Genomic DNA, 16057 nt, shown 5'->3' on the forward strand with positions numbered 1-16057 from the left:
CCCACCCGAATCGGTGGGCAGTTTTTACTCCCCACTGTCCACAGTCGCATGGGGCTTCGACATGGGGACGGTTCCTCAGTCGCATGAAAAGCGCATTCGACAGACGAACCGTCCCCATGTCGCATCCCTTCTTCCTGCTAAACCGGACTTTTTCTGTGGTTTCGATTTTACTCCCCACTCCCCACTGTTCACTCCCCACTATTTTCATATTAATCGGGCAGCTGGTCTTTATACTCCTTATTGCTTATCTGATCCATGTCGTCAACCATTCCCTGCTTATCAGTTTCATTTGTATAATATTCTTCATAATCATGGTATCCTCCCATATCCTGGGGTGTATCGGCAGAACCATATTTCATAACATCGTACAACTGATCCATTCCTTCATATTCATCATCTTCCTGTTTATTTAAATACTTTCTTCCAAAGGGTGCATCTATTACTTTTTCCTCAACAGGACGGTTGTTCATTAAATACTCCATATCAATTTCTTTTTTCTTTTCACAATCAATGCATAAACGTGCGGATGGTAATATTTCCAATCGCTCTTCACCAATTTCTTTACCGCATAACTCACATTTTCCATAAGTACCATTCTTAATTCTCTGGAGTGCATCATGTATTTCTTTAATTTGATGCTCCTCGCTTACCTGCAGCCCCATATTATGTTCTAATTCAAACATTTCTGAGCCTAAATCTGCGGGATGATTATCGTAATTTGAAAGTTCACCTGCTGAGTATTTATCACTTTCCCCCATATCAAATTTCTTCATATCGTTCAGTACATGGTCATGTTGTTGCTTTTCCTGTAAAAGCAATTTTCTAAATTTATCTAATTTCTTACTATCCATCTGTTTATCCTCCAATGAATAAAATTCACAAGTCCACAGACCTTTTATCTGATATGTTTCTGTGAACAGATATGAGCAAACTTATTTGTACTCAAAATTAATTTTCCCTAAAAACATATGCGTTATTATTAAATAATTAAGTATAAATTTCCTTAAAATGATTGAAAAATAATCATAATGCTATATAATTTAAAATGAGCAAAATATAATTACTACCTGAGGAGGAATCATAATGGATAAACGTGCAGATATCGGAGTATTTGGAGGTTCTGGCTTTTATTCCTTTTTAGAAAATGTCGAAGAAATAGAAGTGGATACTCCGTATGGAAAACCAAGTGACAAAATAGCTCTTGCTACAATTGGAAATAAAAAAGTGGCATTTCTTCCCCGTCACGGGAAAAAACACCAATACCCACCTCATTTAGTCCCTTACAGGGCCAATATCTACGCTATGAAAATGCTTGGAGTTAAAAAAATTATTGCTCCAAATGCCTGCGGCAGCCTTCAACCGCATGTCAAGCCGGGAGAATTTGTAATATGCGACCAGTTTGTTGACCGGACCACAGGCAGAGCCGATACGTTCTTTGAAGGCCCGGAGGTAAAACATGTCAGCCCGGCTGACCCGTATGATCCGGAATTGAGAAAACTGGCAATCGAAACAGCCAGGGAACTTAATATTCCCGTCCATGAAACCGGTACAGTTGTTGTTATCCAGGGCCCCAGGTTCTCTACAAGGGCAGAAAGCCGATGGTTCAGCAAAATGGGCTGGGAAGTTATCAATATGACCCAATATCCGGAATGCTACCTTGCATTGGAAATGGAAATACCTTATGTAAATATTTCTCTTATTACCGATTATGATGCGGGTCTGGAAGGCCGTGACGATATAAAGCCGGTTACCCATGAAGCTGTCCTGAAAGTTTTTAACGAGAACGTGGAAAATGTAAAAAAATTAATTTATACGATGATAGAAAAAATGGAGTTGTAAAAAATGAGTAACAAATTAAAACCGATCCAATGGGAAAATGGTGTATTAAAACTGATTGACCAGACAAGGCTGCCCACCGAGTTTATTATCAATGAATACACTGACTATATTGGCGCAGCCAAAGCTATCAAAGATATGATTGTAAGAGGAGCTCCTGCTATCGGGGTTACGGCAGCTTATGGGATTGTATTGGGCGCCAGGGAATTCCGAGATAACAGCAAAGAAGTTTTTATGCAAAAAATGAATGAAGTATGTGATGTATTGCGTAATACAAGGCCGACAGCAGTAAATCTTTTTTGGGCAATAGATAGAATGTATGCTGTTCTTCAAAATAATGAAAACAAAGAAGTTGCAGACATAATCAATATCCTGGAAAAAGAGGCAAATGCCATTTATAACGAAGACGTAGAAATTAATAGAGCCATTGGCCAGTTTGGAAACAGCCTTATTCATCCCGGAGATATAATTCTTACCCATTGTAATGCCGGCGCATTGGCAACTGCTGATTTTGGTACAGCGTTGGGAGTAATTAGAGCAGCCCATGAAGCCGGAAAAAATATTTCAGTTTTTGCCGATGAGACCAGACCGTTTCTTCAAGGAGCCAGATTGACAGCATTTGAACTTCAGCATGAAGGTATCCCTGTAACGTTAATTACTGATAATATGGCAGGTCACTTCATGAAACAGAAGAAAATTAATTGTGTCATAGTAGGTGCCGATAGAATAACAACCAATGGTGATGTGGCAAATAAAATTGGTACATATAGTGTTGCAGTGCTGGCTAAAGAAAATAACATACCTTTTTATGTCGCTGCACCTATTTCGACAATTGATTTCTCTTTAGAAGATGGTGAACAAATTCCTATTGAGGAAAGGAATCCGCAGGAAGTTACTCATATAGCCGGAGTACAAATTGCACCGGAAGGGATAAAAGTAGCTAACCCGGCCTTTGATGTAACACCTAATAAATATGTAACAGCAATTATTACTGAAAAAGGTGTCATTTACCCGCCTTACAACGAAAATATTCTCAAATTGAAAAATGAAAAATAGAAAAAGCAGGACATTGTCCTGCTTTACTTTATGTTACATGTTCCAATGCACTGAATATATTCTCTTTTGTAACTTCTGTAGTTTGAATCACTCTACCAATCCTAACCGGTAATATGAACTTTAGTTTATTTTTTTCTTGTTTTTTATCCCGCAGCATTTCCTCATAAACTTTATTGCAGTCGATATCTTTCACTTTTACAGGTAATCCAAATCGCTGCAACAATGACAATATTCGTTCATAGTCATTATAAGCTAACAGATTGTTGCTATAAGCAATAAACGCTGCAGCAGCCATACCTACGGATACACACTCTCCGTGCAGCAACGAAAAATCCAATACGCTCTCGAGCGCATGGCCAATCGTATGACCAAAGTTTAATATAGCTCTCAATTCCTGTTCCGTCTCGTCCTGCTGCACTACCTGCGATTTTATGATACAATTTTTCCATACTACATACTTTAAAGTATTTGTATCCAGCTTAAGGATACTGTCAATGTTTTGCTCCAGGTATTCAAAAAAGTCATAATCGTAGATGACGGCATGTTTTATTACTTCAGCCATCCCGGATATAAATTCTCTTTTAGGCAGCGTCTGCAAAACTTTTAAATTCATATATACCAGCGAGGGTTGATAAAAAGAACCGATTATATTTTTGCTTCCTTGATAATCTACCCCCACTTTTCCTCCCACACTGCTATCCACCTGGGCCAACAGGCTGGTAGGTACCTGCACAAACTTAATCCCACGCATGAAAGTAGAGGCGGCAAATCCTGCGATATCCCCCGTCACCCCTCCACCTAAGGCAATTATTACAGACTTTCTATCCAATCTATGTTTTAAACATTCGTCATAAATGAGAGAAATAGTGTCGAGGTTTTTATTTTGTTCTCCTGCTTGAAAAACAAATTTATTGCATATAAATCCTTGACCGGATAACAAATGTTGAAGCTGCTCACCGTAATGATTATCTACATTCGTATCAGTAATAATCAAGACTTTAGAGGAGAAATTTTTTTCCTTTAGTATCCCGGGAAGTTTAAAAAAATCTTCTTCGAAATAAATAGGATAGCTTCTTTCTTTAAAATCCAGTACTATCTTTTCCACCGTATCACCGTCCTGCATCATTATTTCAATAAATCCATTGTCCTGGTTGAGCAACATCATGTATTTCATGTTTTGCCGTCGGCTTCAACATTCCACTCAATCCTCTATCTTGGAAGCAATGTCTTTCATCATATCCAACTGTGCATAGATCAAGGACTCAATTTTAGCTTTAAATACGCCAAAGCTGCGTTTGAGGTCTTCATATCTATAATTAATTTTTGAAACTTCTTGATTTGCATCAGCAATCATCTGACTTGCCTTCATTTCAGCCTCTTTTAATATATTTTCCGCTTTGGCATAAGCATTTTTCTTAATATCTTCTCCTGTGCTCTGGGCAACAAGTAAAGTATTTTGCAATGTTTCTTCAATCGCTTTATAGTGTTGGATACCCTCATTTAACACTGCAATTTTATCTTTTAATTCAATATTTTCCTTATATAACTTTTCATAGTCTTCAACTATTTTTGTAAGAAACTCCTCTACTTCCAATTCACTATAACCAAAAGGTTTTTTTCTAAACTTTTTATTTTCGATATCCAATGGTGTCAACACCAATACCAGCCCCCTAAATGAATCTCTTAATCGTAATATTTATTCTTCCTTTCCGGGTTATACCTCCTACAGTGTCCAGAAGCATTCTTCCATGCCCTCTAACCGAAATAACATCCCCTTCTCTTAAAACTTGGGAAGGTGAATTGGATAATTCCCAATTAACATTTACTTTTTCAGAATGGATATAAGGTAGAACCTTACTCCTGGATTCCCCCAGCGCAACACTAAGCACCGAATCCAACCTTAATGTTGCAACTGTACCATGTATTTCTTTGTATTTTTTCTGTGGAATTGCAACTTTTTGGATATCCACTTCTTTTAAAACAACATTACTGTTTGCAACTTTATTTAAATTCATTAAAATATATTGACTTATATCAGATACAGTAAAAATATAACTTAACGTATCATTGATTAAAATATCACCAATTTTTTCCCTTTTTATACCCAAGGCCAGAACAGCACCCAAAAAATCTCTGTGACTCAGCTTGTTAAAATTGCTCCCCGCTGCTTCCAGTATAGATATGGGATAACATATTTCAGCAGGGCTCATATAATCAGGGAAAATTGAAATTATTTTTCTTTCAGCCTCTTCATATCCTCCCCAGCAATGTATATCAAGGCCGTTTATATTCTTTAGCTTCTGAATCAGTAGATTTTGCTGATATGGGTCTAAAAAACTTGTAAACCTTTCTTCATGATATTTTAAAGACATAACTGCTTGATCCAGTACTTTTGATACAAACAGCTTGTCCTCACTTGTTTTGAGAGTTTCCAATATTTCCTGCTTATTAAACACTATCGTCTCCTAAAATGTTATTAAAGAATCTATTAATGGTATAATCAAATATTGAATCAATAACCAGGCAACAATAGGTGAAAAATCAATCATCATGCCTCCACCTATTGATGACCGGCTGATAAGATTCCTGATTGGGGCAAGAATAGGCTCGGTTACCTGGTATATAAACTGTAGAATAGGATTATCTCTATTGATTGGCAACCATGAAACAATTACACGGGCAAAAATTAAATAGCCTACAATCTCCAAAAGAGTCATTAAAGAATTTCTTATCAACATGTGCTCCTCCAATTACAAATTCCAGGGAAATACCCCTTTATTTCTCAATTCATCTTTAAAGTCACCCATAATATCTACATTATATGGCGCAATTAAAAATATTCCATTTGATACCTTTTGTATATTTCCGTCTAAAGCATAAACTGAACCACTCAAAAAATCTACAATTCTTCGTGCAACATCTTTTTCTACTTCTTCAAGATTAATGACTACAGGCTTTTTGCTTTTAAGGTGGTCAGCAATGTCTTTGGCTTCATCAAAACTCTCGGGCTGCATTACAACCACTTTTAATTGGGTCGTGGTATGAATATTCACAATTTTACTTTTTTTGCTTGAATGATGTGTAAAATCAGGTTCTGCCACTTCTTCTTTATGTACTGCTTCTTCTTCTAATTCCTCCTGGTTTTCAAGGCCTACAAAATTTAACACTTTATTAATTAAATTACTCATAATATGATACCCCCCTAGCCAATTATAACATTACTACTTATACTGGCGTTGTCCAAATATTGCTGTACCTACTCTGACAATATTTGCGCCTTCTTCTATAGCAACTTCAAAATCTCCTGTCATTCCCATAGATAAATATTCCATATCAACATTATCATACTTTTTTTGTTTTATGTCAATGGACAAATCCTTTAATTTTCTAAAATAAGGCCTGACTTCTTCAGGATCCTGTGTGTAAGGTGCAATGGTCATCAGTCCTTTTACCCTAATATTGGGTAATCTGGAAATTTCTTTTACAAACTCATCACACTGTTCCACACTGATTCCAAACTTGCTCTCTTCTCCAGCAACATTTACCTGAATAAGTACTTCCATAATCTTGTTTATTTTTTCAGCCCTTTTGTTGACTTCCATAGCCAATTTAACACTATCGATAGAATGAATAAGGTCTACTTTATCAACAATATATTTTACCTTGTTTGTTTGAAGATGACCTATAAGATGCCATTTTACCCCTTGAGTCCTGTCAATTAAATCATATTTTTGAATAATTTCCTGAACTTTATTCTCACCTATATGATTTATGCCTAATTTGATGGCTTCGTTTATAATACCGGCATCTACAGTCTTAGTAACAGCAACAAGGGTTATTTCCTCAGCATTTCTACCTGCTCTTTCAGCAGCCTGATCTATCCTGGTTCTAATATTACTAATATTATCTTTTAATTGAGTCATGCTATCATCCTTATCGAATTAATTTTCCTTCTTCAATATTATTGGATTTAGTAATAACTTCATCATATAATAACAAACCATTATCATTTAAATTATTTTCTTTTACAATAGCAAAATCATTATTTTTAAAAAGTATTTCAATCTCACGGAACCTGGCAACTCTATCCTTAATAATGTAAACGCCTGTTTTCCCGTTTTGCACTCGTACCGCCGACACAGGAATCTTAAAACCTGAATACGCTTGTTTTATTATATCAATATTTACTTTTCTTATTTCATGCATTGAGTCTATATACTTATTTGAAGATAAAACTACTACTGCTTTTCCTTTTTCCTCAGAAGATATATAGTAAACAGATGCATCAACAACTGTATTTTTTATATCCTTAAATCGCACATTTACCTTATCTCCGACTTTCAACGGATAAATTTTTTTTGCGTCCATTAAAAATCCAATATACCATTCAAAATTATCAATGATCTTGGCAACTGGTTGTCCAACTTTTCCTTCTGTCTTGCTGTTAAAATTAATATTGTCCAGACTTTGAAAATCCGACGGTTTAAATTCATTAATTTTTTCCGGAACTAAAATCTGTTCCATTCCGTCAATATTATAAGACAATATACCAGATACCTCGGTAATCAAGTCCACTTTGCTGGACCTTAGCTGATTTTCATAATTTTCCTTCTCTTTTTTCAAAGCTTCTAAATTCTGTCCGCTTGCACCTTTCTCACCGCTAATAATTAGCTTCTTATCCAGTATTTTATTGATATCTTCTTTTATCTGAAAGAGTTTAGCTGATTTATGATCATAGGAAATATTTATAACTTCATTGATTTTATTACTAATTTGTTTTTCCAGCTTTTGTAAATCCTCTGAAAAAATATCATTTTTTGCTTGATTATTGTTAATATCAGCTATCCTTTCGTTTATTCTTTTAATTGCTTCTTGAATTTTGGGGTCTACATGGTTTTTATATACTGTAGCTACTTTTGACCCTTTTGCAATTCTTTCTCCTTCTTTAGCAATTTCATCAAAACTTCCTGCAATATTTGAATATAAAAGTTTTTCTTCTCTAATGATATATCCTGTCGTACTTTCACAATCTTCTAGTATTCCAAATTTAACAATATCAGTTCTAATTGGGGTATTTAAATAAACATATAGCGACCATAGATATAGTAAGATAACGCCAGCTAAAACTATTTTTGTAAATTTGCTCATTAATACTCCTCCTGGAAATATACATTGTATATTTCTACATAAAGGCTAAAAATCCTGCTTTATCTTAAAAAAATTATTTTTATATTTATTTTATTTACATATTTACTGCTAATGATTTACATGGCAGATAAAGTCAAATCGTAAGTTCACGGTTCACGGTTCACAGCAAAAGTTATTAAATCGTTTATTACTGTAAACTGAAAGCTGTGAACCGTGAACTGTGAACTATATAAAATTAAAAAGGTCCTTGAAAATATAAGTCAAAGACCTTTTTATTTTTTCCTTTACTTATTCATCTTTTTCATTGCTGTTTAGCAATAAATTGACCTGTTTAGCCGGAATGATAGTAGAGATAGCATGTTTGTATACTAACTGCTGCTTACCATCCGTATCCAGCACTACAGTAAAATTATCAAATCCTTTAACCATCCCTTTTAATTGAAAGCCATTTGTTAAGTAGATGGTTACAGGAATATGCTCCTTTCTCACTTGATTTAAAAATACGTCCTGCAGGTTGATTGTAGTTTTGTTCATCAAAATCCTCCCCTAAATATGTATAATTATATATTTATATATTGTCCCGAAAATGATGCTAATGCAAGACATTAGTTTCACTTTCAGAAATATAGTAAATGGAAAACTTATTTATTGCAGTGGTTCCATTACTCAACAATCATTATACTACATTATACCAATTTCTGCTATATATTTTAGACATTTTTCTATTAGTTCTTTTTTACTATCTTCTTTATGAATATGTATCCAGTGTATCCGCTTATCTCTTCGAAACCACGTAAGCTGTCTTTTGGCATATCTGCGGGTATCCCTTTTTAATATGTCAATAGCCTGTTCAAACGTAGTCTCACCGTTGAGATAGTCTATAATTTCTTTATAGCCCAATCCTTTCATTGAAGTCATTTCTTTGTTGTAGCCCATATCCAGCAATTTCTGCACCTCATTTACCAGCCCTTGTTCAATCATTATCTCTACTCTTTCATTAATCCTTTGATAAAGCCATTCCCGGTCCATTGTAAGACCGATCATAGCCAGTTTATAGGGTGAAGGTTCTTTTCTCGACTCTTCCTGGTGCCTGGAAATTGGAATTCCAGTGTACTTATACACCTCAAGGGCCCGGATAATTCTTCGTGTATCATTCGTATGAAGTCTTTGCGCTGTAACAGGGTCTACTTCTTCTAACATCTTATGAAGATATTCATTTCCATTGGTTTCTGCGAGAATTTGCAGTTGATTTCTATAGTCCCAATCACATATGGTTTCAGAAAATTTAATATTGTCTGTTACAGCATTGACATATAATCCTGTTCCTCCAACCATTATTGGAAGCTTACCTTTTGAAATAATTTCATCTATATAACGGTCAGCTAATTCTTTGTATCTTGCAACGCTAAATTCTTCATCGGGAGTAATCTCATCCAGCAAATAATGTTTTACACCTTTTCGCTCTTTTGGTGTAGCTTTTGCTGTGCCTATATCCATATATTTATATATTTGCATTGAATCAGCGGATATAATCTCACCATTAATTTTTAATGCTAATTCAACTGATAGTCCTGTTTTTCCGACAGCTGTCGGACCTACTATGACAATTAAAGGCTTTTGGCTCATAGTTATCAACCTCATATTATACGCTTAAACTGCTTTTCTATATAATGTTTAGACATAGATATTATAATCGGCCTCCCGTGCGGGCATGTGTTGATATTATCCAACCTTAATATATCTGATACCAGCCGTTCTATTTCCTTGCTATGCATGGTTTTATTCGCTTTTATTGCTGACTTGCAAGCTATGCTATATAAGGCACGAGATTCAATATCAGTGATAATTTCTTTTTTAGAATGCTGAAGTAATTCAACGATTTCTATAAAAAGGTCTTTTAGCTCCTGCTCTTCAATAGAAACCGGAGTCTGTCTAATTACAATTGAATTATTCCCAAAATCTTCTACTTCAAACCCTATATTCTTAAAAAATTCAATATTCTCTTTTATAATTTCAATTTCAATGTTTGAAAGAGGAATTACTACAGGTATAAGCAAAGTCTGTGCGCAAACCACATGATTTCTATGCTCTACCAGCAGTTGTTCATATTTTAACCTTTCGTGAGCTGCATGCTGGTCTATTAATAATATTTCTTCGTCTTTTTGTACGATGATATAAGTATTGAAAATTTGTCCGATAATTTTAAAATCATATAAGCTCGGAGTTTGGAGTCCGGAACGAGGGACAGCAGTTACTGACTTTGTTTCAATAGTAGTGCTATTCTTCATTTGGTATAAATCATCAGAATTTATAGCAGGCATACTTTGTTCTGTTTTTGTATCAGTTGCAGCATCATGTTTACTATGGTATTGATAATTATTGTGTGATATTGTACTTTTAGGAATCTTTATTTCCTGTTGTATTATATCTTCTTTGATATAAATATTGCTTTTTTCATTAGCAGCAGGGACATATTCAAATATATTCTTTTTAGGTATAGTAACTTCAGGAATGTGCTTCTGGGCATATAAGGCATTTTTTACAGCCCAGTATACTGCCTGATAAACCTGCTTTTCATCGGAAAATTTTACTTCCATTTTTGTCGGGTGTACATTTACGTCAATGAATGCCGGGTTAATGTTCAAATGGAGAATAACTACCGGAAACCTGTTGACCAGCAATATATTTTTATAAGCCTCTTCAACTGCATAAGTTAGTATTTTGCTTTTTATATACCTTCCATTTATAAAAAAGCTTTGTAATCCCCGGTTTGCTCTTGCAATGTCAGCTTTACCAACCAATCCTGCAACCTCTATTCCACCATCACAATGATCAAGAGGAATCATTGATTTTACATAGTCTTTCCCAAACAAGCTATATACACAGCTCATCAAATTATTATCTCCCGGGGTAAAAATTATTTCTTTCCCGTTATTGATATATCTAAAAGAAATTTCCGGATGTCCCAATATCATTTTGTTTACAATATCACTTATATATCCTGCTTCGGTAGAATCTTTTTTTAAGAATTTCATCCTTGCAGGGGTATTATAAAAGAGATTCTTAACTATAATCGTCGTGCCCTGCGGGCATCCTATATCTTCCTGTTTTAAAAGTTTTCCTGCTTTTACGACTACATGGATTCCTTCATCAGAATATGAGGTTTTTGTTATTAATTCTACCTGGGAAACAGCTCCAATACTGGCTAACGCTTCTCCTCTAAACCCTAAGGTTTCAATGTGGTCCAAATCTTCTGCAAATTGTATTTTACTTGTAGCATGGCGTTCAAAAGCTATCGCTGCATCATCTTTATCAATGCCATTTCCATTATCCGAAACCCTTATATATGTGATACCGCCATTTTTAATTTCAATGGTAATGGCTTGAGCTGCAGCATCTATTGAATTTTCTATTAATTCCTTTACCACTGATGCAGGACGTTCAACCACTTCCCCGGCTGCAATCATATTTGCTACCTTCGGGTCCAGTATATTAATTTTCTTCATAGCGACCTCCGTAACTTTCTTTTACAGTCTTCTTGCCTTTTGCTGCAACTCGTACAACACATTCATCGCCTCAATGGGTGTCATGGTAGTAATTTCGATTCTTTTCAATGCATCGATGATTTCATTGCTGCCTAGGCCAAATATTCCCATCTGGTCTTCTGATGTACTCTCATTTTTTTTATGCAATTTTTGCTTGACTTTTACCAGGGAACTTCTGTTTACATCAGCGTCCTCTAATGTCTTTAATATCTGCTTGGCCCTATTTATTACTTCAATTGGTACACCGGCCAGCTTTGCAACTTCTATTCCGTAGCTGTCATCTGCTCCTCCGCGGATTATTTTGCGCAGGAAAGTAATATCATCACCCCGTTTTTTTACTGCAATACAATAATTCTTTATTCCCTGCAGTTTATCTTCCAGTTCGGTAAGCTCATGATAATGGGTAGCGAATAAAGTCTTCGCCCCAACTTTTTTTACATCGCATACATATTCAATCACAGCCCATGCAATACTTAATCCATCGTAGGTACTTGTACCTCTGCCTATCTCATCCAGTATTAATAAACTTTTTTGTGAAGCATTATTGAGAATATTTGCAACCTCACTCATTTCAACCATAAAAGTACTCTGTCCCGATGCAAGGTCATCCGATGCTCCTACCCGTGTAAAAATCTTATCGACGATACCTATTTTGGCTGATGAGGCAGGAACAAAGCTGCCTATCTGGGACATTAGCACAATTAATGCAACCTGCCTCATATAAGTAGATTTTCCCGCCATATTAGGGCCGGTAATGATGGAAAGTCTATTATCTCCGTTATCCAGGAATGTATCATTAGGTACAAACATATTGCTGCTTAGCATTTTCTCAACTACCGGATGCCTTCCGTCTTTAATGATGATTTTATCTGAAAGGTCCACTTCCGGCATACAATAGTTATTTTTTTGTGCAACGTCAGCTAAAGAGCACAAAACGTCCACCGCTGAAATAGTTTTTGCACTCTTTTGAATTCTATCCAGCTGTGAGGAAATTTTTTCCCTTATATCGCAAAAAAGCTGATACTCTAATTGAACTATCTTTTCTTCCGCCCCTAAAACATTATTTTCTATTTCTTTCAATTCAGGGGTAATATATCTTTCACAATTTGCTAAGGTTTGTTTTCTTATATATCTTTCCGGAACATTTGATAAATGTGATTTTGTTACTTCAATAAAATACCCGAATACCTTATTAAATCCTATTTTTAAATTTTTAATTCCCGTTTTTTCCCGTTCTTCGTATTCTAAAGAAGCAATCCACTGTTTTCCTTCTACTGTTGCTCTTCTGAGCTGGTCAACCTGCTCATTGTATCCTTCTTTTATGATGCCGCCTTCCCGCACTGAAAACGGTGGATCATCCATAATTGCAACATCAATGAGTTGGTAGATATCTGCTAATATATCTAACTGGTTATACATTTCTTTCAAGAGTGAAGTATCACACTTTTCCAGGTTGCTTTTTATTTCAGGCAAATAACTAATTGACTTTTTTAGAGCAATCAAATCCCGGCAGTTAACGGAACCGTAAATAACTTTACTCAATAAGCGTTCAATATCATATATGTTTTTTAAAGAGTCCATCAATTCCTGTCTTAATAAGTTATTGGTAAACAATTCATTAACTGCCTGTAATCTTTTATTAATATGTGTACAATTCATCAGCGGCTGTTCTATCCATTTCCTCAGCAGCCTGCCGCCCATGGCAGTTTGAGTCCTGTCCAACACCCAGAGCAAAGAACCCTTTTTTGCTTTTTCCCTCATTGTCTCGGTTAGTTCCAAATTCCTGCGGGTAGAAATGTCAATATCCATGAAATTGTTGGTTGAATAATAATTCACGGTAGTAATATGAGACAAATTTATTTTCTGGGTCTGCTCAAGATACTCTAACAAAGCACCAACGGATCTCACTGCATGATGGTTATCCTTTAGGCCAATGCTATTGAGGTTTAAAATTTTAAACTGGTCGGCAATCTTTTTTGAAGCCGTATCCAAATCAAAACTCCAGTCATAAAAATATTCTACATAGCAGTTAAACCTGTCTTTGAGTAATTTACAGGTTTGCCGGTCATCAATCATCTCTTTATTTGCAATGGCTTCCGATGGACAATATCTTGCCAGTTCATTCATCAATTTCGCTTTATAATCTTCATGACTAAACTGTGTTGCATATAGCTCCCCGGTTGTTACATCCACCAGTGCTATGCCAATTCCCTCCAAATCTTTATATAAACATGTAAGAAAATTATTTTTTTTCTCATCTAATATGGAAGTATCTGTAATAGTCCCAGGGGTAACTACGCGAATTACATCCCTTTGTACAATTCCCTTTGCTTCACTGGGGTCTTCCAACTGTTCACATATCGCTACTTTGTATCCCTTATTCACAAGCTTGGCAATATAGGAATCGGCAGAATGGAACGGAACACCGCACATAGGGGCCCTCTCTTCCTGCCCGCAGTCTCTACCGGTCAATGTTATTTCCAATTCCCTTGAAGCAATTTCGGCGTCGTCAAAAAACATTTCATAGAAGTCTCCAAGGCGGAAAAAGAGTATGCAATCTTTATATTGTTCTTTTATCTGTACATATTGCTGCATCATAGGTGTTAAAGCAGCCATTATATCCCCCCTTAACTACAACCTCCGCAAGTGCCGCATTTACTTGAGGCACAGCCTTTTTCCCCTCCATCGATATAGAAGGTGATCACACTATTAATTGATTGAACCAACTGTTCAAATTCTTTTTTTGCATCTATATATTCTCTTATCACCGGATTTTGGTTTAGAATTTCAAATTCTCTCTGCAGCTCTTGTTTTACTGCACTAATTTCTTCAGCATTTAACCGGTTGCGTTTCAAAATCATTGCTGCTTGTCTTCTTTTTTCATTATACTTTTTTAATAGTTTTTGTGCTTCCTCGTCGTTCAGCTTGGCAATCTCGGCGTCTTTGAATCTCAGGTACTGCTTTGAGCCAGCTAACATTTCGCCCAACTCTTTTGCTTTATCAATAACATCCACTATAAATCCTCCTCAACCACTTGTCCTGCCAGAGACCACGTCTGTACTTCATTAATCCGGACATTTATTAAAGTCCCAATCATTTTTTCATTTCCTACAAAGTTTACAATTTTTCCTGTGCGGGTTCTGCCGGTAAGAACTTCCGGATTATTCTTACTATACCCTTCTACCAGCACCTCAACAATCCTTCCCATATATTGCTGATTTTTCTTTAAAGAAATTTCGTTCTGTATATCTAATAATTTTTGAAAATTAGCCTGCTTCTCTTCTTTGCTTAATACATCCTCCATTTTTTCTGCAGGAGTACCTTTTCTGGGAGAATATATAAAAGTAAATAATGAGTCAAATTCTACCTGTCTAATAACATCCAGTGTCTCTTCAAAATCTTCATTTGTTTCTCCCGGAAATCCCACAATTACATCACTTGTAAGAGCAACACCCGGAATTGCAGCTTTTACCTTGCTGATGATTTCGAGATATTTTTCCTTCGTATATTTTCTGTTCATCATATCCAACACCTTATTACTACCTGCCTGGAAAGGCAAGTGAAGCTGCTCGCAAACATTTTCACATTCACTCATGGCTTTGATCAGTTTATCACTGATATCTTTTGGATGGGAAGTCATAAATCTAATCCGTTTTATACCGCTGACGTCATTTACCATTTTTAATAAATCTGCAAAGTCAATTTCTTCATTTAAATCTTTGCCATAGGAATTTACATTCTGTCCCAACAAGGTAATTTCTTTATAGCCTTCTGAAACCAGTTGAGTAATTTCATCTATGATATCTTTTGGATTTCTACTGCGCTCTCTCCCTCTTACATAAGGAACAATGCAGTAAGAACAAAAATTATTGCATCCATACATAATGGAAACCCAGGCTTTTACACTTCCTTCCCTGTGAATTGGAATATCTTCTACAATATAGCCGTCAGTATTTAATATATCTATTACGGTATAAGTCTCGTTCATAGCTTTTTCCAATACTTCCGGGAACCTGTATAATGTATGGGTACCAAACACCATATCGACGTGTTTATATTTCTTTTTGATTTGCTTAACAATATGCTCCTGCTGCATCATACATCCGCATATGCCAATTAACAAATGCGGTTTTCTGGTTTTCAAATGTTTTAATGCCCCTATATTGCCAAATACCTTTAATTCGGCATTTTCTCTCACGCAGCAGGTATTATAAAGTATCAGGTCCGCTTCTTCCTTGTCCTCAGTAAAATGATACCCCATATCCCTCAACATTCCTCTCAGGCGTTCAGAGTCATTTTCATTCTGCTGACAGCCATAGGTAACAATCATAGCAAGCTTATTTCTACCGGAACGTTGTATATCAAAGTCATTTCTTTGCTTTATTCTGTTAATTATTTCTTTCTGCTTATTAATCTCATCTGCAGGAATTATAATTTTTTCTCTTTTACTCATTTGCTGCACCTCTGTCTTT

Annotated in this window: 16 protein-coding genes; 2 read left to right on the top strand and 14 right to left on the bottom strand. The window is 35.7% G+C overall.

What is annotated here, in order from left to right; all coding sequences use genetic code 11:
- Positions 1-209: 209 nt before the first annotated feature.
- The gene (locus tag CIB29_RS03455; protein ID WP_094546806.1) at positions 210-851 is read right to left on the bottom strand and encodes a TraR/DksA C4-type zinc finger protein; all 642 of its coding nucleotides are present in this window, start codon (positions 849-851) and stop codon (positions 210-212) included.
- A 232-nt stretch (positions 852-1083) separates the two neighbouring features.
- Between CIB29_RS03455 and CIB29_RS03460 the strand changes: the two genes are divergently transcribed.
- Together CIB29_RS03460 and mtnA are read left to right on the top strand one after the other, a co-directional pair.
- The gene (locus CIB29_RS03460) at positions 1084-1839 is read left to right on the top strand and encodes an S-methyl-5'-thioadenosine phosphorylase (protein ID WP_094546808.1); all 756 of its coding nucleotides are present in this window, start codon (positions 1084-1086) and stop codon (positions 1837-1839) included.
- A 3-nt stretch (positions 1840-1842) separates the two neighbouring features.
- Positions 1843-2892 carry an S-methyl-5-thioribose-1-phosphate isomerase gene (mtnA, locus tag CIB29_RS03465; RefSeq protein ID WP_094546810.1) on the top strand — a complete coding sequence of 350 codons (1050 nt, stop codon included), beginning with the start codon at positions 1843-1845 and terminating at the stop codon, positions 2890-2892.
- 28 nt (positions 2893-2920) lie between these two features.
- Here the strand turns inward: mtnA and aroB are convergent, their stop codons facing one another.
- From aroB to miaB, 13 genes are all read right to left on the bottom strand, one after another.
- Positions 2921-4066, bottom strand: a complete 1146-nt coding sequence (gene aroB / locus CIB29_RS03470) for a 3-dehydroquinate synthase (RefSeq protein ID WP_242965044.1) — start codon at positions 4064-4066, stop codon at positions 2921-2923.
- 27 nt (positions 4067-4093) lie between these two features.
- Positions 4094-4549 (bottom strand): DivIVA domain-containing protein, encoded by a 456-nt coding sequence (locus CIB29_RS03475; RefSeq protein ID WP_094546812.1) that lies wholly within the window; start codon positions 4547-4549, stop codon positions 4094-4096.
- A gap of 13 nt (positions 4550-4562) precedes the next feature.
- The gene (locus CIB29_RS03480; RefSeq protein ID WP_094546814.1) at positions 4563-5348 is read right to left on the bottom strand and encodes a YlmH family RNA-binding protein; all 786 of its coding nucleotides are present in this window, start codon (positions 5346-5348) and stop codon (positions 4563-4565) included.
- Positions 5349-5357: 9 nt separating this feature from the next.
- The gene (locus CIB29_RS03485) at positions 5358-5630 is read right to left on the bottom strand and encodes a YggT family protein (RefSeq protein WP_094546816.1); all 273 of its coding nucleotides are present in this window, start codon (positions 5628-5630) and stop codon (positions 5358-5360) included.
- A 12-nt stretch (positions 5631-5642) separates the two neighbouring features.
- The gene (locus tag CIB29_RS03490) at positions 5643-6080 is read right to left on the bottom strand and encodes a cell division protein SepF (protein ID WP_094546818.1); all 438 of its coding nucleotides are present in this window, start codon (positions 6078-6080) and stop codon (positions 5643-5645) included.
- Between the two features lie 33 nt (positions 6081-6113).
- Entirely contained in the window at positions 6114-6815 is a 702-nt protein-coding gene (locus tag CIB29_RS03495) for a YggS family pyridoxal phosphate-dependent enzyme (RefSeq protein WP_094546820.1), read from the bottom strand.
- Positions 6816-6825: 10 nt separating this feature from the next.
- Positions 6826-8040: a biotin/lipoyl attachment domain-containing protein gene (locus CIB29_RS03500; RefSeq protein WP_094546822.1), complete on the bottom strand. Its 1215-nt coding sequence runs from the start codon at positions 8038-8040 to the stop codon at positions 6826-6828.
- A 288-nt stretch (positions 8041-8328) separates the two neighbouring features.
- Positions 8329-8574: an RNA chaperone Hfq gene (hfq, locus tag CIB29_RS03505; protein ID WP_094546824.1), complete on the bottom strand. Its 246-nt coding sequence runs from the start codon at positions 8572-8574 to the stop codon at positions 8329-8331.
- 147 nt (positions 8575-8721) lie between these two features.
- On the bottom strand, positions 8722-9666 hold the full coding sequence (gene miaA, locus CIB29_RS03510; RefSeq protein WP_094546826.1) for a tRNA (adenosine(37)-N6)-dimethylallyltransferase MiaA: 945 nt from the start codon (positions 9664-9666) through the stop codon (positions 8722-8724).
- An 11-nt stretch (positions 9667-9677) separates the two neighbouring features.
- Complete coding sequence (gene mutL / locus CIB29_RS03515) at positions 9678-11546, bottom strand: DNA mismatch repair endonuclease MutL (protein ID WP_094546828.1); 1869 nt, start codon at positions 11544-11546, stop codon at positions 9678-9680.
- Between the two features lie 21 nt (positions 11547-11567).
- Entirely contained in the window at positions 11568-14201 is a 2634-nt protein-coding gene (gene mutS / locus CIB29_RS03520) for a DNA mismatch repair protein MutS (protein ID WP_094546830.1), read from the bottom strand.
- Between the two features lie 11 nt (positions 14202-14212).
- Positions 14213-14599: a YlbF/YmcA family competence regulator gene (locus CIB29_RS03525; protein ID WP_094546832.1), complete on the bottom strand. Its 387-nt coding sequence runs from the start codon at positions 14597-14599 to the stop codon at positions 14213-14215.
- A complete protein-coding gene (miaB, locus tag CIB29_RS03530; protein WP_094546834.1) occupies positions 14599-16038 on the bottom strand; it encodes a tRNA (N6-isopentenyl adenosine(37)-C2)-methylthiotransferase MiaB in 1440 nt (479 codons plus the stop codon). Before miaB ends, CIB29_RS03525 begins: the two co-directional genes overlap by 1 nt.
- Between the last annotated feature and the right edge of the window lie 19 nt (positions 16039-16057).

Source organism: Petroclostridium xylanilyticum, assembly GCF_002252565.1.
Lineage (GTDB): Bacteria > Bacillota > Clostridia > SK-Y3 > SK-Y3 > Petroclostridium > Petroclostridium xylanilyticum.

What these genes read in the sequence shown, in the direction of transcription:
- CIB29_RS03455 (WP_094546806.1), bottom strand. Translation starts at nt 851, where the DNA reads ATGGATAGTAAGAAATTAGATAAATTTAGAAAATTGCTTTTACAGGAA.
- CIB29_RS03460 (WP_094546808.1), top strand. Translation starts at nt 1,084, where the DNA reads ATGGATAAACGTGCAGATATCGGAGTATTTGGAGGTTCTGGCTTTTAT.
- mtnA (WP_094546810.1), top strand. Translation starts at nt 1,843, where the DNA reads ATGAGTAACAAATTAAAACCGATCCAATGGGAAAATGGTGTATTAAAA.
- aroB (WP_242965044.1), bottom strand. Translation starts at nt 4,066, where the DNA reads ATGAAATACATGATGTTGCTCAACCAGGACAATGGATTTATTGAAATA.
- CIB29_RS03485 (WP_094546816.1), bottom strand. Translation starts at nt 5,630, where the DNA reads ATGTTGATAAGAAATTCTTTAATGACTCTTTTGGAGATTGTAGGCTAT.
- CIB29_RS03490 (WP_094546818.1), bottom strand. Translation starts at nt 6,080, where the DNA reads ATGAGTAATTTAATTAATAAAGTGTTAAATTTTGTAGGCCTTGAAAAC.
- CIB29_RS03495 (WP_094546820.1), bottom strand. Translation starts at nt 6,815, where the DNA reads ATGACTCAATTAAAAGATAATATTAGTAATATTAGAACCAGGATAGAT.
- CIB29_RS03500 (WP_094546822.1), bottom strand. Translation starts at nt 8,040, where the DNA reads ATGAGCAAATTTACAAAAATAGTTTTAGCTGGCGTTATCTTACTATAT.
- hfq (WP_094546824.1), bottom strand. Translation starts at nt 8,574, where the DNA reads ATGAACAAAACTACAATCAACCTGCAGGACGTATTTTTAAATCAAGTG.
- miaA (WP_094546826.1), bottom strand. Translation starts at nt 9,666, where the DNA reads ATGAGCCAAAAGCCTTTAATTGTCATAGTAGGTCCGACAGCTGTCGGA.
- mutL (WP_094546828.1), bottom strand. Translation starts at nt 11,546, where the DNA reads ATGAAGAAAATTAATATACTGGACCCGAAGGTAGCAAATATGATTGCA.
- mutS (WP_094546830.1), bottom strand. Translation starts at nt 14,201, where the DNA reads ATGGCTGCTTTAACACCTATGATGCAGCAATATGTACAGATAAAAGAA.
- miaB (WP_094546834.1), bottom strand. Translation starts at nt 16,038, where the DNA reads ATGAGTAAAAGAGAAAAAATTATAATTCCTGCAGATGAGATTAATAAG.